Source organism: Paeniglutamicibacter gangotriensis Lz1y, from assembly GCF_000348945.1.
GTDB lineage: Bacteria > Actinomycetota > Actinomycetes > Actinomycetales > Micrococcaceae > Paeniglutamicibacter > Paeniglutamicibacter gangotriensis.
On record NZ_AOCK01000011.1, the window covers coordinates 47800 to 68295 of the forward strand.

The following is a 20496-nucleotide window of genomic DNA, read 5'->3' on the forward strand; positions in this document are numbered from 1 at the left end:
GGTTCCCGACCCGCTGGGCCACCACCTGAAGGTGCCGCGGAACGCTACGCGTTGCGCGGCACCTGACTTATGCCAGTGTACGGCTCGCTGTGATCAGCTTCGCGTAGGCAAGCCCGCTGTCCTTGATGGTCCTCTCCTGGGTATCGTAATCGACCCGGACAATGCCAAACCGCTTCTCGTACCCCCAGGCCCATTCGAAGTTATCCAACAGCGACCACACAAAGTAGCCGCGCACATCGGCCCCGTCGGTGATGGCCTCGGCTACAGCGGCAATATGGTCCTTGATGTAGTCGGAGCGCTGGGTATCTGCCACGCTTCCGCCCTCTTCCACCAGGTCCTCGTAGGCCGCACCGTTTTCCGTGATGTACAGCGGCGGCAGGTTGGGGTAGTCGGCGGTGAGCCGGTTCAACAACGTGCGCAGCCCGCCGGGGTTCACTTCCCAGCCCATGGCAGTCAACGGCAGGTCCCTGGCCGGGAAGGAGAGGTGTTCGCTGCCGACAAAGGGTGAGCTCTTGGGGCTGTTGGTGGGTACCACCGCGGGTGCTGCGTCGGGATCGGCAGGGTGTCCACTGACGTTGTCATCGTGATAATGGTTCACCCCAAAGAAATCAATGGGCTGGGAGATGAGTTCCAGGTCGCCGGGCAAGATCAATTCCGCCAGGGAATGGTTCTTGAGGTCCTCCATCAGGTCCGCGGGGTAAGAGCCGCGCAGGATCGGATCCAGGTACATCCGATTCCACAGGGCATCGAGGCGCCGGGCAGCATCGAGGTCCACCGGATCCTCCGGGTCGTTGGGCACCGCGTTGGTCAGGTTCAGCGTGATGCCGATCTGTTCGACTCCGGCCTCGCGCAACCAGGAGGTGGCCATGCCGTGGGCCAGATGCTGGTGGTGCACGGCCGCCAGTGCGGCGTTGGGCTCTTGGCGCCCCGGCGCATGCTCACCGGCGGCATAGCCGATCAGCGAGGAACACAACGGCTCGTTGAAGGTGGTCCAGTGCGTGACTCGGTCCCCGAGCACGGAGTGCACCGCCTCGGTGTAGTCGAGGAACCTGTGGGCAGTGTCGCGGTTGGTCCAGCCGCCGCGCTCTTCCAGCTCCTGGGGCAGATCCCAGTGGTAGAGGGTCAGCCAGGGCAGGATGTCTGCCTCAAGCAGTTCATCAACCAGCCGGCTGTAGAAGTCCAGGCCCTTGGCGTTGACCGTGCGTCCGCCGGGGACCACCCGGGCCCACGAGGTGGAGAACCTGTAGGAGTCCAGTCCCAGTTCGCGCATGATGCCAACGTCCTGGGCGTAGCGGTGGTAGTGGTCTACCGCCACTTCCAGGTCATCGCCGCCGGCGATGGCTCCGGGCACCCGGGCGAAGGCATCCCAGATGGAATCCTCCTTGCCATCGAGGTGCGCTGCCCCTTCGATCTGTGCGGCGGCCGTAGCCGATCCCCACAGGAAGCCCCGGGGCCAGGAAAAGTCGTGAAGTTTATTGATATCCATTAGCCTTTTACTGCTCCTGCCATAATTCCTGATACAAGTTGTTTCCCAGCCAGCACAAAGAGCAACAGCAGCGGGATGGTTGCCATAACGGCTCCGGCCATGACAATGGTGTGGTCCACGTATTTGGCCGATTGCAGTTGGCTCAAGGCCACTTGCAAGGTGGGGTTTTGCGGTGAGACCAGCAGGGGCCACATGTAGTCGGTCCAGGCTGTCATGAAGGTGAACAGCCCGAGGATCGCCATGGCGGGGCGTGCTGCGGGTACTCCCACATGCCAAAAGGTCTTGATCATTGAGGCCCCGTCGACCCGGGCGGCCTCAATCAGCTCGTCGGGAATAACATCAACCAGGTATTGGCGCATGAAGAACACCCCGAATGCCGTGACCAGGGTAGGGACCATGATGGCCCCGATCGAACCCGTCCAGCCAAATTCCTTCATCATCATGAACAGCGGGATGATGCCCAGCTGAGTGGGTACCGCCAAGGTCGCAATGACAAAGACCAGCAATCCTTGTTTGCCACGGAAACGCAGCTTCGCGAAGGAATATCCGGCCAACGTGGAGAATCCGACTACCGAGATGGTGATGACACCCGAAACGGCGATGCTGTTGCCCAGTGCCGCCCAGAAGTCGATCGTGGAGAAGACTTCTGCCACGTTGGAGAGGAAGGCCTCGCCGGGGAAGATCGGCGGCAGCGGGCCGGCAAATGCACCAGTTGAGGCGGAGCCGGTGACGAAGGACCACCACAACGGGTAGGCCCCGCCGAGGAAGAAGGCGATGAGCAGCCCGTAAGTGAGGAAGCCCGGGCGCTTATCGATGCCCAGGGAACGCTTGCGCGTTCGTTTGGCCGACACCTGCGTGGTCTGGGTCTGTGGGGTGGGCGCGGTCTTGAGGCTCATCTCCGATGCTCCTTCGAATCGTGCGCGGCCGGTGAATGGCCGCTCCGCTGAATGTTTTTGTTGGCAGCCCGTCGGGCGGCCCTAGCGGTTTTCCCGGGGCTCGTCGCGCCGGCGGAGGCGATCGACCGGGAAATGAAGAAGTTGATCAGCCCCACGCCGATGATGATTATGAACAGCAGCCAGGCCACTGCCGAGGCCTTGCCGAAGTCCCCGCGGTTGAAGGCCAAGTCCCAGAGGTAGAGGACGGTGGTCTGGTATTCGCGGTTTGGCCCACCGAGAGTCGAACTGCTGGGGTTGAAGAGCTTGGGTTCGGTGAAGATCTGCAGGCCACCCACCGTTGCGGTGATGATCACGAAGATCATGGTCGGACGGATGCTGGGCAGCGTGATCGAGAAGAAGCGTCGGAAGGATCCGGCACCGTCCAAGGATGCGGACTCGTGCAGGTCCCGGGGCACTGCCTGCATGGCGGCCAGCAGGATAAGCGCGTTGTATCCGGTCCACCGCCAGTTCACCATGGAGGCGATGGCTATGTGGGAGGGAAAGACCTCGGATTTCCACCCGATGGCGTCGAGGTTGAGCATCTGCAGCAGGTTGTTGATCAGCCCGTATTTTTCGTCGAAGGCGCTGGAGAAAATCAGCGTCACCGCCACGGGGGTGACCACGTAGGGAAGCAGGACGCCCATGCGCCAGAAGGTCTTCCCGCGCAGGTTCTGATCAAGGATGGCGGCTATGAACGTCGCTGCGATCAATTGCGGAATGGCCGAAAGCATGAAGATGCTGAAGGTATTGAACAGGGAATTCCAGAAATACGGGTCCTTGAGCTCGATCGCGTAGTTCTGGAGACCGACCCATTCCCCCGCGCCCGAGAGCAGGTCCCAATCGTTGATCGAGACCACGAAGGTGTAGACCAGCGGGAAGAGTCCGACCAAGGCGAACAGGATGAAAAACGGGGCAATGTACAGGTAGGGCGATGCCTTGACATCGAGGGCGCCCAGCTTGCTGCGCCATTCGCGTCGGGGGCGCGTGACTGGCCCGGTCCCGCGTCCGCCAGGGGATTCCGGGTCGCGCCGGCCATTCTGTTGCGCCGGCCCCGAGGGCGGGCTGATGGTGCTGGTCATTGGATTCTTCTCCCAGGGGTACGGGGGCCCAATCTGGTGCCCAGGCCGGGCCCCCGTACGTCTCAGTGGATTATTTGAGGTCGAGGTTCTTCAGGGTGGTCAGCGCGTCGTTCCACGCTGTTTTTCCGTCGGTTCCCTTGTCCAGGGCGATGGTCGCCGGCCCGAAGACCTGTTCCTGGATGACCGAGTCATTAGACCCCTTGAACTGGGCCTTGATTCCCTGGGCTCGTGAGGCCAGGATTTCTCCGACCGGAGCGTCGTTGAGGAACTCGCTCATCTCGTTACTGCCGGTGACCCCGGGATCGGTTTGGGCTTCCAACACGCTCGGGAAGGTTCCGGCCGACTGGAAGGCCTCCACCTGAGATTTGGCACTGGTGAGCCATTTGGCTAGTTCAGCGGCCTCGGCCGGGTGCTTGGAGGTGGTAGGCACGGTCAAGAATGTTCCGCCCCAGTTGGTGGGCCCACCGGGGAACACGTCGGCAAAATCCCAACCGGAATCGCCGTCGCCGCCCGCAGCCTCGATGCCGCCCTTGAGGTTACCGAGTAACCAACCCGGGCACACCATAGTGGCAAAGGAGCCATCGAGGAAGGCCTGGCCCTTGCCCCAGTCCCATTGGGTCTGGGCCGAGGAAAGCCCTGCCGCGGCGCCATCGGCAAGTTCGCCCCAGCGTTCGGACAGCGCGGTGTTGCCCTCGATGCTCAGTGATCCGTCTGCCTTGTAGTATCCCTCTGGCAGCTGGTTGACCATGGAGTTCCAAACGAAGCCCGACTGGTCGTACCAGGCCTTACCTGTGGCCTTCTGGTATTTTTTGCCGGTCTCAAAGTAGTCCGCCCAGGTCGAGTTTTCTCCGCCGAGCAGCTCGGCGACTTCGGTCCGGTCGCTGGGCAGCCCTGCTTTCTCGAACAGGTCCTTGTTGTAGCAAAGGCCAACTGGTCCGATGTCGGTTCCGAAGCCGATGACCCGGCCTTCGGCGTCGGTGGCCTGATCCATCTTCCAAGGAATCCAACGGTCCTTGATGTCGGCAGCACCATATTCTCCGAGGTCGGTGAAGGAGTCCGAAACGGCCATGACCTGACCGAGCCAGCCTTCCTCGACGGCCTGGACATCGGGAAGCCCGGCGCCAGCTGCTTGCTTGGTCTTCCAGTCGGTCAGCGCGTTTCCGCCGGTGTCGATGTTGGTGGCATTGATGGTGATGCCCGGGTGCTCGGACTCGTACTGCTTGTAGAGGTCGTCAAAACCCATGGTATTGAAGGTGGTGACAGTCAGGGTGACGGGATTATCCGACGAGGCGGGCTCGGCGGAGCTGGCCCCGGAGGAACAACCGACGGCCAAGAGTGCGAAGGCCGCGGCCCCGGCGACGGCCGTGGCGGTTCTAGTGTGGCGTGAGAACTTCACGTTCACTCCTTTGAGTGCGTTGGTGGTGCTGCGAATGCATGGAGATGGATCAAAAATGAGAGCGCTCTCATTTTGTGTTGACGAGCACCCTTCGCAAACATGACCGGGGATTCGTCCGATGGTGAGAGCGCTCTCAAATCGCGATGTGAGCGCTCTCACGTTCTTTCTAGATACAAGATTCCATGCCCTCGCCCAATTGTCAATGGCCCATCCCCGCGCACAACCGTGCCCGAACAGTGCGCCGCCTCAACGCAGAGTGCGGATAAAGCGTGAGATCGGGCACGAATCAACTCAGCCGATCGACCACCATGCAAAAGCTATGTATAGTTGTTCGAGGTCAAGTCGTAAGGCTGGACAAATAATTACATATGCGCCCATAGCTCAGCTGGATAGAGCGCCTGTCTACGGAACAGGAGGTCAGGGGTTCAAATCCCTTTGGGCGCACCACAATGAAAAGCCACGAGAAATCGTGGCTTTTCTGTTCCCCGTGAGCATGGCCGCGGCTTCCGATCCGCGCCACAGTTCGAGTGCCTCGTTCAGCCGTTCGGTCGCCTCCACTAAAGCGCCATCGGCCAGGAGCCAGCCCCTTTCTTCCCGAAGCTTTTCAAAACGAATGGTGTCAGTGTAGATGTGTCGGTGTAGATCCTTCTTGTCTCAAGTCGGTACCCGCCATTGGTCAGCTCGAGGTCCAGCGTGGGCAGAGCCAAGCACAACAGTGAGACCCGAGTCTGCAAGGCGTGAGCAGGGTTGCGAAGTGATTCTTCGGACCACAACTCTTCACCTTGCCGAAAAGCAGAAACGGGGTGTCCCCGAGCGACCACCAATCGTGACAGGAGCGCGCCGCTTAGCCTGACCGATCGAAGAATTCCACCCGTTCAGGAGAACTCCGCTCGTGCTCCGGTGCGGGAACACTCATCGATCAGCAGCCGTCGTGCATGGTGTGGTCTCGTCGTTTTTGTACAGCTACGATTCGGCTAAGGTTCACTAGTCCCCCAGTGAACCCACAGCGTCCTCGATGACACCCAACACCAGGGGATCCGCCACGATACGGAAATGGCCTGCCGCCTCAAGCCTGATATTGGTTGCCCCGGCGAGCGCACTTCCGCCCGGGATATGCGGATCGAAGTCGGGGAAAATGGAAATGATCCGCTCGTTCGCTTCCTCTTGGGCCTGCAGGGACAGTAGGACCGCGTCGGCAGGTGAAAACTGGCGCAGGGCCCGGGGAAAAAGATACTTGGCGTAGACGGATCCGGCAAAGGGAGTATTGAGCGTCACCATCCCCAGGATCTCGGGTTCCGCCGCCGACGGCTCCACCGGCAGCAAGGCCTCGAGCATGGTGTATTTGCCGATCAACCCGCCCTTGCTGTGTGCCAGCAACACGCAGTGCTCCACACCATGGGTTTGTCGAAGCTCGGCCAGACGCCGCTGCACCCGGGCGGCGGAATCGGGCACCGAGAGCTGGTTGAATCCCAGCTCGGGAACTGTGAAGATGCGGTGCCCCGCCTTGTTCAGGCGCCCTGCGGCGGGTTCGAGGAACAACCAGGTTTCATAGACACCAGGCAGCAATACGATGGCAGGTCGGGTTAGATCCCCCGCGGCGTAGTCCTTCGGCGGCCGCCGCCGAAACACCGAGCAGGTCTGGACCCAACCGGCATGGAGATAGTCAAGCAGCCACCACCACGCGTGCTTCCAACGCCTCATGCGGCCACGCTACACGGTCACCTGGGCGGCAATGCAGGTGGGGCTTTCCATGGGCAGCGAGCTCAAGGAGACTTGTGGCAATCCGTCCGCCCCCTCCAGCCCGATGGCCTCGATGGTGTTTGAAAGCTGGTTGGCCACCAGCAGTGAATTTCCGACCTGCACGTGGTGGCGCGGCCACGCTCCGGCGCAGGATCCGCTGCCCCGCAACACGGGCCGACCCGAAACCAAGTTCAATACCGCAACGATCCCGGCACCCCGAACCCCGATGTAGAGCCTGTCGTTGTTGGTATCCAAGGAGATCTCCGCGGGAAAATCCGACCCGGCCAGGACCTTCTCCCCTAATCCGGTGCGGCAGAGCTCCCGGTACACCCCTGCCGCATCCGCCCGGAGGGTAATGACCTCGGCGCCGTGCTCGGTGACGACATAGATGAACCCCGAGGGGTGTTCCACCAGGTGGCGTGGCCCATCGCCCTTGCGCAGCCCGAGTTGTTGGCGCAATTTCCATTGTCCTTGCACCAAATCCCAGAAACGCACGGCATCGTGGCCCAGATCCGTGGTGGCAATGACCCCCGAGCGCAGCACCGTGGCTTGGTGGGAGTGCGAGGCACGCTCCGGGTGGCCCGGCACCGCAAAGGGGTCGATCGATTCAGCGGCCGGGACCGGGTCGGACAGGGTCCCGTCGGCATCCATGGGATAGGCCAGCATTTTCCCATCCCCGTAGCAGCTGGCGACCAACGCTCCGGCGGCCTCGGCGACTACCAGGTGGCAGAGCAGCGCACCGGCTGGCTTCGGCTTGCCCAGCGGTTCCAGCTTGTTGTGGCCCAGGATTCGGTAGGCGGCAACTTCTCCGCGATGTTCGAGCGCGGCGTACAGCACCGGCAAGCGCGGATGCGTGGCCAGCCACGAGGGCGACTCGGCGGCGTGGGCCAGACCCAGGTCGGTGAGCACTCCCTGGGTGTAACCCATGGCCCGGATGCCTAAGCTCGTTCCGCCGCCATCGGGCGAATAGCCGCCGACCCAAAACCTTTTTTCCATGTCTCCCATCCTGCCCGTCTGGCGAGCCAGATGATGCGTGGCAAGGAATCGATGCCCAATCGTGTCGTGGCCGCAGCGACGTCGGACATTCGGAGCGTGGCGAAGCAGACAACCTGACTATTTGAACTGACCGGTCAGTTTGCTTTATGCTGGGTAGGTGCTTATAGCCGATAACCTGGCCATTGACGGCCGCCACCTGCCCCTGCTGGAGTCCACCAGTTTCGCCGTTGCGCGCGGCGAACTGCTGCTCATCGCGGCCGAACCCCAGCCGACCCGCACCGCGCTGGCCCTCGGGGCCAGCGCCCGGATGCGCCCCAGCCAAGGCACAGTGGCCTGGTCGGGCAGCACCTCACTGAAGGCAGTCCGACGGATCAGCACCCTGGTCGACTCCCCCGAGATCAACGAGCCGGAGGCCCACCTGAAGGTGCGCGACCTGGTGGCCGAGGACCTGGCCCTGCTGCCGGGGCCCATCTGGCGGCGTAGCGGCATCGACGCCTGGCTCAAGCGGCACCACCTGGAGGACCTGGCCGAGCAGTGGCTCGACGCAGTCGACCCACTGGAGCGACTGACGGTGCTAACCCACCTGGCTCTCGAGGACCGCAACGTCGAGCTGCTGGTCTTCGATACCCCCGACCGCCATGGCATCCCGGAAGACGATTGGTGCAACCACCTTCACACCGTGGCGGCAGGACGTCGCGCCCCGGCCGTCATCGGCATCGTCCAGCGCATCCCGGAAAACTGGTCCGGTTCGACGGCCTATGCCGGAGAAATCCAGGAAAAACTCGACACTAGGCAGACCCTTGACGGCGCCGCACCCGAGAGTACCGACCCCGAATCCGGGACGTGCCTCGAAGAGCCCGGCCAAATCCCTGAACCCCTCGACGAGGATTCGCCCGGTGCGGCACCGGCCACGAATCAGGCGGACCCACGAACCGAAGATGCCCCCACGTCGGCGGTCCCGACCACGGAGCCGGCAGCAGCCGCGGATGACCCCGAAAGCGGCGAACCGGCCGCGCCCACCACTGACCCCCACGCAACAAAGGACCTCCCATGACCACTTTGCGTCTGGCCCTGTCCGAACTCAAGCGCATGACCTCCGGAACCCTGCCCCGGATCGCCATCATCGCCATGGCCCTGGTTCCACTGCTCTACGGCGCCCTGTACCTCTACGCCAACTGGGACCCCTACGCACACCTGCACAACGTCAAAGCAGCGATAGTCAACCTAGATACCGGCTCCACCAAGGACGGCAAGGAACTCCAGGTCGGCGACGATGTCACCGCGGAGCTGATCGAAGACGGCACCTTTGGCTGGGAAGTGGTCACCTCCGAGGCCGAGGCCGACGCGGGGGTCGCCTCCGGGGATTTCTCCTTCGCACTGACGATCCCGAAAGATTTTTCCGCAAACCTCGCCTCCCCCGGTGACTTCGAAAAGGCCAAGCAGGGCATCTTGAAGATCACCACCAACGACGCCAACAACTACATGGTCGGTACCTTTGCCGACAAGCTCGCCGGACAGGTCCACAACACCGTGGCCAAGGAGGTCGGCACACAGACCGCCGACGCCCTGCTGACGGGTTTCTCCGACATCCACTCCTCCATGTCCAAGGCCGCCGATGGTGCAGGGGAACTCCACACCGGAACGGTGAAGCTTTCCGACGGAGTCACCACCCTGACCGACGGGGTCACCACGCTGGCCGACGGCGCGGGAAAGCTCAACACCGGCGCCTCCGATTTGTCAGACGGAGCCGGCACCCTGGCCGATGGCACCGGATCCCTGGTGGACGGCCAACAAAAACTTGCCACCGGGGCCCGGAAGCTCGCAACCGGCGCCGACACCCTGGCCGATGGCACCACGGAACTGAACGCCGGGCTCACGGAACTGAAATCCAAGACCTCCGCCCTCCCTGCCAAAACCAAGCAGCTTGATGACGGGGCACAAACGGCCGCCGCCGCCTCCACCAAGCTTGCCGCCGGTGCCGCGGAGGTCGCCGCCGGAAACAAGGCCCTGGATGACAAGGTGACCCAGGCGGCCGAGACCATCAAGGCGCTGGAAAACGACGCCGAATCACGCATCGACTCGGCTACCGAGGCCTTGGATGCCCGGCTCGATAAATTGGTGAAGGACGGGGTCGTCACCGAAGCCCAAGCCCAGAGGCTGCGCAGCGAGGTGAAGGACGCGGCCGCCTCCAGCGGCGTTGCCCAACAGGTGGCGGACACCAAAAAGCAGCTGGCCGGGGCCCAATCACAGATCTCCGCGCTGTCTGATGGTTCGGCGCAAGTCTCCGCCGGTGCCAAGGAGCTATCCGGCGGCCTATCCACCCTGGCCGATGGCACTCACCAGCTCGCCGGAGCCATGCCGGCACTGAAAACCGGCATCTCGGATGCCGCCGGCGGATCGGCCAAGCTCGATACCGGCGCAAAGTCCCTGTCCGACGGCGCATCCACCCTGGCCGACGGGCAGCAAGATGCACTAGCCGGAGCCAAGAAGCTCGATACCGGAGCCGGAAAGCTCGCCACCGGCGCCGACACCCTGCACACCGGCACCGGATCGCTGCTGGCGGGAGTCGGAGACCTGGGCGACGGCGTGGGTGAGCTCGGTGACGGCGCCACCGAATTGAGCGATGGTTCCTCAGAGCTCTCCACCAAACTGGCCGATGGCACCGACGAGGTTCCAAACCCCGATGACACCGACCGCAAACAGGTCTCGTCGGTCATCGGGGACCCGGTGAGCATCCAAACCATCGAACAGGCCAAGGCCGCGGTCTATGGCGAAGGGCTGGCCCCGTTCTTCATGACCCTGGCCATCTGGATCGGCGCCTTCATTCTGGTGCAGATCATGCGGCCCATCACCAAGCGTGCGTTGGCTTCCAACGCCGCGAACTGGAAAATCGCGATCGGCGGCTGGCTCCCATTCCTGGGCATCTCCATGATCCAGGGAACGATCCTCTACGCCGTAGTGCTCTTCGGCCTGGGGTTGAACACCGCGCACCCGTGGGCGACCTGGGGCCTGTTCCTGATGGCTTCCATGGCCTTCACCGCGATGATCCAGGGCATCTGTGCCCTGGCCGGGACCCCGGGCAAGATGGTGGTGTTGGTGCTCATGGTGCTGCAATTGGTCTCCTCCGGAGGCACCTTCCCCTGGGAAACCACGCCGTCAATCCTGCATGTGGCACACCGTTGGCTGCCCATGGGGCACGTCGTCACCGGTCTACGCCACCTGATGTACGGGGCGGACTTGACGGTGCTCGGTCCTATTGTGGCCGGGCTGATCGGCTACACGGTGCTGGGACTGGTGGCCAGCACCGTGGCGGTACGATTGCACAAGACATGGTCCCTGAAGTCCCTGCATCCGGAGCTGAGCGCATGAGTGAGGCAAGTGCCCCGCGCACCCGGTTGCGGGCCACCGATTCCAAGCACCGGCTTTTTACTGCCTCCATGGAGTTGATCGGTGCCCGCGGACACCAGGATGTCAGCGTTGATGAGATCGCCAGGGCCGCAGGGGTTTCCAAGGGCACCGTCTATTACAACTTCGGATCAAAAAACGATCTCATCGGTGAGCTCCTGAACTACGGCATCGCCATTCTCTTCGAACGCCTCGAGGCCGGCACCACGGCCCCGGACCCGGATACCGGCCTGCGGCTGATGGTCAGCGAATCCTTGGAATTCATCGCCGAATACCCGGCCTTCTCCCAACTATGGATTTCCGAGCAATGGCAATCCGACAGCCACTGGGCCGGCGCGCTGGAACAGACCCGCCACGACGTCATTGGTGTGGTCCGCGGCGCGCTGCAGCGCCTGGCCGAGACGCGACCGAACCCTCCAGCGGATGCGTTGCCTGACCTGGATGCCCTGGCCACCGCGTTGTTCGGCGCGACGCTCATCCTGGGCCGGGACCGGCAGGTGTTCCATCCCGAACGCAGCATCGCCGACTGTGTCGGTGCCGCCATGGCCTTTACCGCGCCCCTGCGCTGAGCGCCTGGCTCCTCTCTGGCACAGAATCTGCGGCCTCCAGGTCCCATTCCCGGTAGCCTGCACACCATTCCGCTTCGGAGGCCACGACCACCACGCCGCGGTAATTCTGCAGCATGGTCTCGAGTTGGGTGAGGGCCTTCTCCTCGAGGTGTCCGTCGATGTCGTTGAGCAGTAGCAGGGCCGGGGAACCGAGCATCGCCCGGGCCACCATGAGCCCGGCCCGTTGCCGTTCATCCAGCGGCAGCCCGCCGCGGCGCAGCACGGTGTTTTGCCCGCGTTCCAGCGTTTCGGTGCGCAGCCCCAACCGCGCGGCCAGGGCCAAGGCCTTGCCGGCGTCCGCCTCGGGACGCCGGTAGCGCAGGGCACGCAGCAGCGTGCCGCGCTCGGGCACCATCGAGGAGAAGGCCGCGCCGATAAGCCGGCGCCGCTTCTTCTCGCCCACCGCGCCCGGAATTTTTCCGGCCACCACGTAACCTGGCTCGCGGCCGGACAGCTCCCGGCCCAGGGTCCCCAGGATCGGGCCGGCCGGCGTGCGCGCCGTGGCCAGCACACCGAAAAGTTCCGCGCGCAGTGCCGCGTCCCCGCCGACCATCCTGATCCTGTCCCCCGGTTCCGCACGCAGTTCCGGAATCCGGGTCGATCCGAGGATGAGGCCGCGCAGCCACACCCCCGCCACGCGCTCGGCCTGGAGCCGCGCCGCGGCTTGCGGGGCCTCGGGCACCAGCTCCGGACCGGCGGCGAGCCTGGCTTCCTCCACCAGCAGCGGGGCTATGATGCGCCGTGCCGCCCGGTAGTTCTGCCGGTATTCCACAATGCGCCCCCATTCCCCCACGGGTGCCGCACACAATCCCAGCAGGGTCAGGGCCGCGGCGATCGCGCCGGCATCAAGCGCCGCGTTACGGGACACGAGCACCACCGCCGCGGTGGCAAGCACCGGCATGCCCAGCGAGCAGGCACGCAGCACCGCGGCCATCCGGGCCCGGTGCACCGCAGCGTCCATGACCTTTTGGCCGCTGTCCCGCACCCGGGCCAGCTCGCGCGCCACCCCACCGGATGCCACCACGGCCGACGAGGCGGCCACCGTGTCGGCGATACGTGCGGCAAGGTTGCCACGGTGCCGACGCAGGACCCTGGCCCGCTGGTACGCCGGCCCGGCCAGCAGAAACAGCGTGCCGGCCAGCGCCAATACCGGTAGCCCCAGGGCCAAGGCCAGTGCGGGGTGGATCGTCCAGAGCCCGGCCATGGAGATCAGGACCAGTGGGATGCCGGCCAACAGCGGGGCGATACCTTGGGCCACCCAGTTGCGCACCGAGGACAGGTCGTTGCTGGCCCGGGCCACGGTAATTCCCACCGAGGGGACCTTGCTCGCCAGCAGCGAGTGCGAGATGAGCGAGATCCGCAGCTGGGCAACATAGTGTTGGCCCAGCTTTTCCGCCAGCACCCGTTCCAGATAGCGGCCGCAGCCCAGCGCCACCATCAGCGCCGCGATGCCTGCGGCGATCGGGGCCACCGCGCCGCCGCCCACCAGCGCACCGACCAGCAGGGCAATGAGCACACCGAGGCCACCGCAGAAGGTGGCGATGCCCAGCAGTCCGGCGAAGAGGGTCCGGCGTCCGCCGGTGACCAGGCGTGGCAGTCGTGGTTCTGGTTCCGCGGGTGTGGCAGCGGTGGGATCCCAGGGTTCGGTGGCCGGTTCCGGTGCTCCGTCCATCAGGCCCTCGAGGCGGCTCACAGCGATGCTGCGCGCACCGGGATCAGGGCGGTGGCGACCTCGGGGAGGCACAGGGCGTAGGTGTCGATGACCTGAACCTCCAGCTTGGCGGAGGCCTCGGCGGTGGCCAGCGGGGAAGCGGTGAGTACCCCGGAGATTGCGGCGACCGGCACCGCCGCGTCCTGCAGCACGTCCAGTCCGGCGCGGGCTCCCAGTGCGTCCTGGGCGGAGAACACCACGGTGTCGACGTAGGCGGTGAAGAGCGGATCGCGCAGCAGCCTGGCGGTCTCGCCTTGGTAGAGGCCGTCGGCGATCTCGATGACCACCACATCGGCGCCGGAGGCTGCCTGTTCATCGATCATTGCGGCCAGCAGATCGCGGACCTCTTCGTAGGCGAGCTTGAAGGTGGTGGGGTAGCCGAAGTCGGTGAAGTCGCAGACCGGGAATGCTCCGGCGTCGATGAACAGGTTCGGGTCGTTGCCGGCCCCGGTGCCGGTGGCCTTGCCGGCCGCGACGTTGAGCCCGGCGTTGGACAGTCCGTTGACCAGGCAGCCCAGGGTGGTGGACTTGCCCGAGTTCATCGAGGTGCCCAGCACCGCAATGACCGGCGGGCGCAAGGTGCCGACGGCGCGGACCGCGGCCAGCGACGGGTTACCTACCTGCAACGGCGCGAAGCCGCGCAGGTTGACCACGCCGTCAGCGGTGGCCAGCAGGCCGATCGGTTCGATGGCGGTGGCCGCGTCGATGGATGCATGCATTTCGGTGACATAACCGGCCAGGCCGCCACCCGCCACCAGATGGCAGGGCTCCAAGGTCTCTGGCACGTGGGCCAGGAACTGGTCCGGTGCGTAGCGATTGCCGTAGGCGACCATGATCTCCTGGCCTACGAACATCAGCTGGCGGCGGGAAACCGGGGATTCGAGGCGGGTATGCTTGCCGATTTCCGCCACCCGGGCGATGACCACATCTCCGGGCCGCGGTGCCACCTCGGCTCCGGCGATCAGGTGGAAGTCCTCTGGCCGCTTGGAAAATTCGGTTGCCACAAAACGGGTGGCGTAGGCGGCACGGATGCCCAGTGCCCGTCGGGCTTCAATCGGAAGGTGGCGCTCGCATCCTTCATCCGCGGCTGCGGCGTCGAAGAATTCGGGTTCAAGGCTGGTGCTGATGCTCATCGGGGAGTCCTTTTCGCTGGGCTGAAACACACGCCGCACCGCTGCGGCGGCACGACCTGTGCCTCGTGTTGCCCCTAGTCAAAGCCTCGAAAGCAAGCAACGGGTAAACACCCGATGAGTGAGCTCTCATAAATCCCACAGTTGCTCTCATAATCGCCGAGCGCGGCCGCGGAAAGCCGGTGTCGTTGCCCCTAGGAAACTCTCATCGAGATTTTTACCCCGGAGGGCGCACCCTCATGCATTGGTTCTGGTGGCCATGCCGCCAGCTGATTGAATCAGGATCAGCGAGGCACCACGAAGTTCGTCACCGTCATGTCGCGCCCATCGATTTCCGCCCAGGGCTTGTCGGTCTCCAGCACCGTCATTCCCAGCGTCGGGTAGTTCATGGCCAACTCGTAGACGGCCTCTTCCTCGGAATCCACCGCGGCCAGGGCCATGGCCAGTTCCTGGAGCACCGGCTGGTGCCCGATGACCAGCAGCGTGGTGACCGTTTCGGGAGTCTCGTTAATGATGGAGCAGAGCTTGGAGCTCGAGGCGCCGTAGATGCGGGAATCCAAATAGGGTGTTGGCGCTTTCTCCCCCAGTTCGCTGATCACCCAGGCACAGGTGGCCCGGGTCCGATGGGCATCCGAAAGCACGATGTAGTCAGGCACCACGTCGTTCTCGCGCAGCCATGCTCCGGCGGCCGGAGCCTCCCGGTTTCCGCGGGCCGCAAGCGGCCTCTCGTGATCACTCATGCCCAAGGGATAGTCGGCCTTCGCGTGACGCAGCAACACGAGTCGCTTGAGGTGATGTTTACTCATACACCCAAGCTTAGGCGGCGCGTGTGGTTAAACGCCCGTGGGAGCCGCATCGTTGGATGCTGGCTCCCACGGGGAACAAGGTGTGGATCTAGATGGTGTATTCCGGGGCGGCCCAGACGACGACCTCGGGGTGCTCGTAAAAACGGTAGCCCTGGCCGCGTACGGTGCGCACGGTGTTGGCCAGGCGGCCCAGCTTGGAGCGCAGGCGACGGATGTGCACGTCGATGGTGCGTTCGTTGGGGACCTCTTCGGCGTTGCGCCACAGGTTGGTCAGCAGCTCGTCGCGGCCCACCGTGCGGGTGCCGTTCTCCACCAGGTAGTTCAGCAGTTCGAATTCCTTGAACGTGAGGTTCAGGGTCTCGCCATCCAGGTGCACCTCACGGCGGGACAGATCGATCAGCACGCCGGAGGGACGCGGCGCAGCAGGCCGGGCATCCACACGCGGGCGGCGGTTGACGGTGGGGTCGCCCAGCGCCTGACGCACCACGTCGATGTTCTCACCCTGCGCGCTCGCCGGGGCCAGCGCTACGGCGGCGTGGGTCTGTGCTTCGGGAGACAGTGTGGCCAAGAATGCGCGGACCTGCGTGGCCAGTTTGCCCAGCGAGGTTCCCTGCGCCTGGGCTACCGACTCGTCGAGGCCGACATAAAGCACGAAGCCGCGTGCGGTGGTGTCCCCCGTTACCGGCTGCGGGCCCGAGGTACCACTGGGTGCCACCACCGGGGTTGGAGCCGTCATCGGCTGGGGGTCATGGGCCGTTGGCACCGCGTGGAGCTGGCGGTAGCCGGCCGGAGCATAGCTGCCGGGCACAGTGTTGCGCTGCGCTGCCGCCGCGCGTGACTGGGCGTTGCGGATTGAGACATGGACGTATCCGGAAGTTACCGACATGCTTCTTTACCTCTAACTCGTGTGAATGCCACGGAATGGCGCGAATGCTTAGGAGCCCCGTTGATCTCGCCGGTGCGAGGAACGGAAACGATGCGAGTGTCACTGAGCGTCAAAGTAGTTTCGACGCTCAGCTGGGCATTCGACAACAACACTGGCGATAGGTCATCGCCACGCCTACAAAAAGGCTGCTCTGTGTTGTTGCTGCGCTATTCACAATCACTAGTTTCCTCGTAATATTAGGAACCCGCAAGTAACAAACTTAGATACTGTCCACAATGTGAGACGTCAAGCGCTTTATGTGGCAATCATCACACTGTGCAGATATGTAACGATGAGACTTCGGACAAGGCGGTATGCGCTGCGATTTTGTAAAGTGCAAGCAATCTGATCAATTCGCCAAGAAAACATCGTTTCAACGGACCGAACTACACCCAGAGCCCTCTGCAGGCAACGAGCGACCCAACATTGCCTCGACCAACAGCTCCGGCCCGGCCAGTGAGCCCTAAGCTGGAACCAGCAGGCCTCACAGCCCACACACAGCCGGACCACAGAGCTGGCCTACACCTCGGAGGGAAAGTTAACATCATGCCAAGCTCCCGCTTTTCTCCCACGCAATTACCCCGCCTCACCCACCCGGACGGCACCGCCATCAAGGTGCTCGTCGTCGATGACGAACCCTCGCTGGCCGAGTTGGTCTCCATGGGCACCCGTATGTTGGGCTGGGAGGCCAGTGTTGCCCACGATGGTCCCTCCGCGGTGGAAGCTGCACGCAAATCGACACCCGACGTCTTGGTGCTCGACTGGATGCTGCCGGGCTTTGAAGGCCCGGAGGTGTTGCGCAAGGTCCGCACCTTCCTTCCCGAGGTTCCAGTGCTTTTCCTGACCGCCAAGGACGCGGTGGAAGACCGGATCGAGGGACTGGGCATCGGTGCCGACGATTACGTGGCCAAGCCCTTCAGCCTCGAGGAAGTCCTCTTGCGCCTGCACAAACTGGTGGAACGCTCCGGCGCCACGGCCGCGGACGGCGCGGAACTGGTCGTGGGCGACCTGGTACTGAACTCCGACTCCCATGACGTCACCCGGGCGGGGGCCCCGATCAACCTCACCGCCACCGAATTCGAGTTGCTGTCCTACCTGATGGTCAACGCCCGCCGCGTGGTCTCCAAGACGCAGATCCTGGACAACGTCTGGCACTACGACTTCGGCGGCCAGGCCAATATCGTTGAGCTCTACATTTCCTACCTGCGTAAGAAGATCGAGGCCGACGGCCCCGCGATGATCCACACCGTGCGTGGGGCCGGGTACATGCTCAAGCCCGCGTCATGAGCCACAACGCACGCCCCGCCTTGCCCTCCGAGCCCCTGAGCCCGCGATCCCCCGAGTCTGCCACTCCGGCCGCTGCCGATACCCAGCCCCCCGGGCCTCCTCCGAACGGCGGCCCCAGGGACGCGCGCGGCCACGCTCCGTTGCAGGCCCGGCTGCGCAATCGCCTCGGTCAGCTCACCTTGCAACGCAAGCTCTTGCTGGCGCTGATTGGTTCGCTCGCGCTGATCTGTACGGTCATCGGACTGCTGTTGAATACCGGTATGCGCCAATCGATGGCCACGCAATTGCACGAACAATTGAATTTTGCCTCAGAACGGACAGCCTCCTACACGGCACAAAATGGCCGCGACGCACCCCAGGGATCGATCTTCGCCCCCGGCCAGGCCTCGGGCACGCTGAATGCCAGAATCCTCTCCGGATACCTGTTTTCCGGCGGTGTGCTGGACTCAAAGACCGGCGAGCGCAAAGACATCACGGGCACCGATGCACAGTTGCTCTCCACGGTGACGGTCGATGCCGCCCCCGTGGTCAAGGAATTGAGCGTCGGGGACTACCTGCTCTCGGCGCAAGAAGACCCCGGTTCCGGCGGCATCCTGATCACCGGGCTACCCACGGCACCCAACGAGCGCACCCTGGCCGCCCTGGGCGTCCTGACGCTGACCATCTCCCTGGCCGGGGTCATCGCCATCGGACTGATTGGGTCCTTGATCATCCGTCGGTCACTGGCTCCTCTGCAACGGGTCTCGGCGGTGGCCTCCTCGGTGGCCAGTGCCGAACTGAAATCCGGGACCGCGGCGCTGGAGGCCAGGGTCACCCCCGCGGACTCGATCCCCGGCACCGAATCCGGGGAGGTGGGCAGGGCGCTAAACGCATTGCTGGACAATGTGGGCACCGCCTTCGCTGCGCGCGAGGAATCAGAAGCCCAAATGCGCCAATTTGTTGCCGACGCTTCGCACGAGCTGCGCACTCCACTGTCGGCCATCCGCGGATACACCGAGCTGATCAGCGCCACCGAGCACTTCTCCGACGACGGGCAGCGCTCGCTGGACCGGGTGCTTGAACAAAGCACGCGGATGAGTACGCTGGTGGAAAACCTGCTGCTACTGGCCCGCCTCGATGAAAAACACCACGTGAAGACGACCCCGGTGGACCTGGGGAAACTGGCCGCCGAGATCACCGAGGATTTCCGGATCACCACCCCCGACCACCACTGGGAAAACGACATTCCGGCCAGCCCTCTGGTCGTCTCCGGCGATGCCGCGGCACTGCGCCGGGTCATCACCAACCTGTTGGCCAACGCCCGAAAACACACCTCCGAGGGCAACACCGTCACGGTGTCGGTCACCGAGGATTCCAATGCTCACCAGGCGATCCTGCGGGTGGCCGATACCGGCGAGGGAATCGCACCAGGGTTCCTGCCGCAGGTCTTCAAGCGCTTCACCCGCGCCGATGCCGCGCGTTCGGGAGCGGACGGCACCACCGGGCTGGGCCTACCCATCGCCAAAGCCATCGTCGAGTCGCACCACGGAAGCATCGATGTCACCTCGGTCCCGGGGAACACGGTCTTCGAAGTCCGGCTGCCGCTGCCGGTGCAGGTGCTACCCAAGCCCGCAGACCCGCCACGGCCTAACGCCCGAGGTATCCGGCCCTGACACAAAAAAGCGACGCCCGAGCGGCACCGCGAATCACTGTTCCTGGTGCCGTTCCGACGCCGCTTCGTTGCTGCGGGTCTGTCCCGAATCCCTAGTGGGCAACCCCGTAGAGGCGGTCGCCGGCGTCGCCCAGTCCGGGAACGATGTAGGAATTTTCGTCAAGCTTTTCGTCCAGGGCGCCCAGGATCAGGTGGACCTTGTCATTGTCGCCGTAGGCCTCTTCCAGTCGGGCCAGGCCCTCGGGTGCGGCAATCAGGCAGATGCAGGTGACGTCGGCTGCCCCACGGGCAAAGAGGAACTTGATCGATTCGATCAGCGTGCCGCCGGTGGCAAGCATCGGGTCAAGCACGAAGACCTGGCGTCCGGTCAGATCCGCGGGAAGACGCTCTGCATAGGTGATGATGTCGAGGGTTTCCTCGTTGCGTGCCATGCCCAGGAAACCGACCTCTGCGGTCGGGACCAGGCGTGTCATGCCTTCGAGCATGCCCAGGCCTGCGCGCAGGATCGGGACCACCAACGGGGTCGGCTTGGCAAAGGCAATGCCCTTGGTCGTGGCCACCGGAGTCTGGACCTGGATCTCAACGGTCTTGACGTCGCGCGTGGCTTCATAGGCCAGCAGGGTCACCAACTCGTCGGTCAATTGCCGGAAAACCGGGGAGGGGGTGTTTTTGTCCCGAAGGACAGATACCTTGTGTGCCACCAACGGGTGGTCAACTACCTGTACGCGCATGCACCAAAATCTACCAGCCAAACGCCCCCAATTCCCGGTTTTCGCATTTGGCACTCTGGTGATTCCCACCATGGGGGCTGTACCCGGGCACTCGGCCGACAAAGCTAGCATGGGATGCACAATGACTGATTCTTCCCACCTGACGCTCATGGACCTGGCCCTCGACGAGGCCCGGGCTGCCCTTTCCACCGGGGATGTGCCCATCGGCGCGGTAATCACCGGCCCCGATGGAAGCGTGCTGGCCACCGGACGCAATGAGCGCGAGGCCCACGGCGATCCCACGGCCCATGCCGAACTCGTGGCCATCCGATCGGCGGCCCGGGCGTTGCGTGAGGCAGGAACAGACGACGGGTGGCGGCTGGAGGACTGCACGCTGGTGGTCACTCTGGAACCGTGTGCCATGTGCGCCGGGGCGATCGTGCTCTCGCGCATCCCGCGCGTTGTTTTCGGAGCCTGGGATGAGAAGGCCGGTGCCGTGGGATCGGTATTCGACATCCTGCGCGAACCGCGACTGAACCACTGGGTCGAGGTTTATCCCGGGGTGCGCGAGGAAGAGTGCGGACGTCTGCTCTCCGAGTTCTTCCGGGCACGCCGACAGAAATAAGTTTCC

The 20496-nt window shown here is 64.0% G+C and carries 18 protein-coding genes and 1 tRNA gene; 7 read left to right on the forward strand and 12 right to left on the reverse strand.

The window, feature by feature from the left end; genetic code table 11:
• Positions 1-67 precede the first annotated feature (67 nt).
• The 4 genes from ADIAG_RS16355 to ADIAG_RS16370 all read right to left on the reverse strand — a co-directional run bounded on the left by ADIAG_RS16355 (position 68) and on the right by ADIAG_RS16370 (position 4896).
• On the reverse strand, positions 68-1486 hold the full coding sequence (locus ADIAG_RS16355) for a GH1 family beta-glucosidase (protein ID WP_007272537.1): 1419 nt from the start codon (positions 1484-1486) through the stop codon (positions 68-70).
• Positions 1486-2382, reverse strand: a complete 897-nt coding sequence (locus tag ADIAG_RS16360; RefSeq protein ID WP_007272538.1) for a carbohydrate ABC transporter permease — start codon at positions 2380-2382, stop codon at positions 1486-1488. Before ADIAG_RS16360 ends, ADIAG_RS16355 begins: the two co-directional genes overlap by 1 nt.
• Complete coding sequence (locus tag ADIAG_RS16365) at positions 2379-3500, reverse strand: carbohydrate ABC transporter permease (protein WP_007272539.1); 1122 nt, start codon at positions 3498-3500, stop codon at positions 2379-2381. Before ADIAG_RS16365 ends, ADIAG_RS16360 begins: the two co-directional genes overlap by 4 nt.
• Positions 3501-3570: 70 nt before the next feature.
• Positions 3571-4896, reverse strand: coding sequence for an ABC transporter substrate-binding protein (locus tag ADIAG_RS16370; RefSeq protein ID WP_007272540.1), 1326 nt, complete (start codon positions 4894-4896; stop codon positions 3571-3573).
• Positions 4897-5266: 370 nt separating this feature from the next.
• Here ADIAG_RS16370 and ADIAG_RS16375 point away from each other — a divergent pair.
• Positions 5267-5343, forward strand: a tRNA-Arg gene (locus ADIAG_RS16375).
• Here ADIAG_RS16375 and ADIAG_RS22700 read toward each other — a convergent pair.
• The 3 genes from ADIAG_RS22700 to ADIAG_RS16385 form a co-directional block, all read right to left on the reverse strand.
• Positions 5314-5526 (reverse strand): BTAD domain-containing putative transcriptional regulator, encoded by a 213-nt coding sequence (locus ADIAG_RS22700; protein ID WP_152426202.1) that lies wholly within the window; start codon positions 5524-5526, stop codon positions 5314-5316. The two genes, ADIAG_RS16375 and ADIAG_RS22700, sit on opposite strands and share 30 nt — an antisense overlap.
• A 354-nt stretch (positions 5527-5880) precedes the next feature.
• Positions 5881-6597: an esterase/lipase family protein gene (locus ADIAG_RS16380; RefSeq protein WP_007272541.1), complete on the reverse strand. Its 717-nt coding sequence runs from the start codon at positions 6595-6597 to the stop codon at positions 5881-5883.
• A 9-nt stretch (positions 6598-6606) separates the two neighbouring features.
• A complete protein-coding gene (locus ADIAG_RS16385; protein WP_007272542.1) occupies positions 6607-7632 on the reverse strand; it encodes a lactonase family protein in 1026 nt (341 codons plus the stop codon).
• A gap of 157 nt (positions 7633-7789) precedes the next feature.
• Between ADIAG_RS16385 and ADIAG_RS16390 the strand changes: the two genes are divergently transcribed.
• The 3 genes from ADIAG_RS16390 to ADIAG_RS16400 are packed head-to-tail and all read left to right on the forward strand — an operon-like array spanning position 7790 to position 11606.
• Positions 7790-8686 (forward strand): hypothetical protein, encoded by an 897-nt coding sequence (locus ADIAG_RS16390; RefSeq protein ID WP_007272543.1) that lies wholly within the window; start codon positions 7790-7792, stop codon positions 8684-8686.
• Positions 8683-11001, forward strand: coding sequence for a YhgE/Pip domain-containing protein (locus ADIAG_RS16395; protein ID WP_007272544.1), 2319 nt, complete (start codon positions 8683-8685; stop codon positions 10999-11001). Before ADIAG_RS16390 ends, ADIAG_RS16395 begins: the two co-directional genes overlap by 4 nt.
• Positions 10998-11606, forward strand: a complete 609-nt coding sequence (locus ADIAG_RS16400; protein ID WP_007272545.1) for a TetR/AcrR family transcriptional regulator — start codon at positions 10998-11000, stop codon at positions 11604-11606. Before ADIAG_RS16395 ends, ADIAG_RS16400 begins: the two co-directional genes overlap by 4 nt.
• On the opposite strand, the gene ADIAG_RS16405 is transcribed toward ADIAG_RS16400, so the two are convergent.
• From ADIAG_RS16405 to ADIAG_RS16420, 4 genes are all read right to left on the reverse strand, one after another.
• Positions 11587-13338 carry an ABC transporter transmembrane domain-containing protein gene (locus ADIAG_RS16405; RefSeq protein WP_152426195.1) on the reverse strand — a complete coding sequence of 584 codons (1752 nt, stop codon included), beginning with the start codon at positions 13336-13338 and terminating at the stop codon, positions 11587-11589. The two genes, ADIAG_RS16400 and ADIAG_RS16405, sit on opposite strands and share 20 nt — an antisense overlap.
• A complete protein-coding gene (locus ADIAG_RS16410) occupies positions 13335-14489 on the reverse strand; it encodes a hypothetical protein (RefSeq protein ID WP_007272547.1) in 1155 nt (384 codons plus the stop codon). The genes ADIAG_RS16405 and ADIAG_RS16410 overlap by 4 nt, the downstream gene beginning before the upstream one ends.
• Before the next feature lie 281 nt (positions 14490-14770).
• Entirely contained in the window at positions 14771-15292 is a 522-nt protein-coding gene (locus ADIAG_RS16415) for a SixA phosphatase family protein (RefSeq protein ID WP_007272548.1), read from the reverse strand.
• A gap of 88 nt (positions 15293-15380) precedes the next feature.
• On the reverse strand, positions 15381-16178 hold the full coding sequence (locus ADIAG_RS16420; RefSeq protein ID WP_007272549.1) for a winged helix-turn-helix domain-containing protein: 798 nt from the start codon (positions 16176-16178) through the stop codon (positions 15381-15383).
• Between the two features lie 585 nt (positions 16179-16763).
• Between ADIAG_RS16420 and ADIAG_RS16425 the strand changes: the two genes are divergently transcribed.
• Complete coding sequence (locus ADIAG_RS16425) at positions 16764-17504, forward strand: response regulator transcription factor (protein ID WP_007272550.1); 741 nt, start codon at positions 16764-16766, stop codon at positions 17502-17504.
• Positions 17501-19156, forward strand: a complete 1656-nt coding sequence (locus tag ADIAG_RS16430; RefSeq protein ID WP_007272551.1) for a sensor histidine kinase — start codon at positions 17501-17503, stop codon at positions 19154-19156. The genes ADIAG_RS16425 and ADIAG_RS16430 overlap by 4 nt, the downstream gene beginning before the upstream one ends.
• Positions 19157-19247: 91 nt before the next feature.
• On the opposite strand, the gene upp is transcribed toward ADIAG_RS16430, so the two are convergent.
• Positions 19248-19886 carry a uracil phosphoribosyltransferase gene (gene upp, locus ADIAG_RS16435; protein ID WP_007272552.1) on the reverse strand — a complete coding sequence of 213 codons (639 nt, stop codon included), beginning with the start codon at positions 19884-19886 and terminating at the stop codon, positions 19248-19250.
• Between the two features lie 121 nt (positions 19887-20007).
• Between upp and tadA the strand changes: the two genes are divergently transcribed.
• Positions 20008-20490, forward strand: coding sequence for a tRNA adenosine(34) deaminase TadA (tadA, locus tag ADIAG_RS16440; RefSeq protein ID WP_007272553.1), 483 nt, complete (start codon positions 20008-20010; stop codon positions 20488-20490).
• Positions 20491-20496 lie beyond the last annotated feature (6 nt).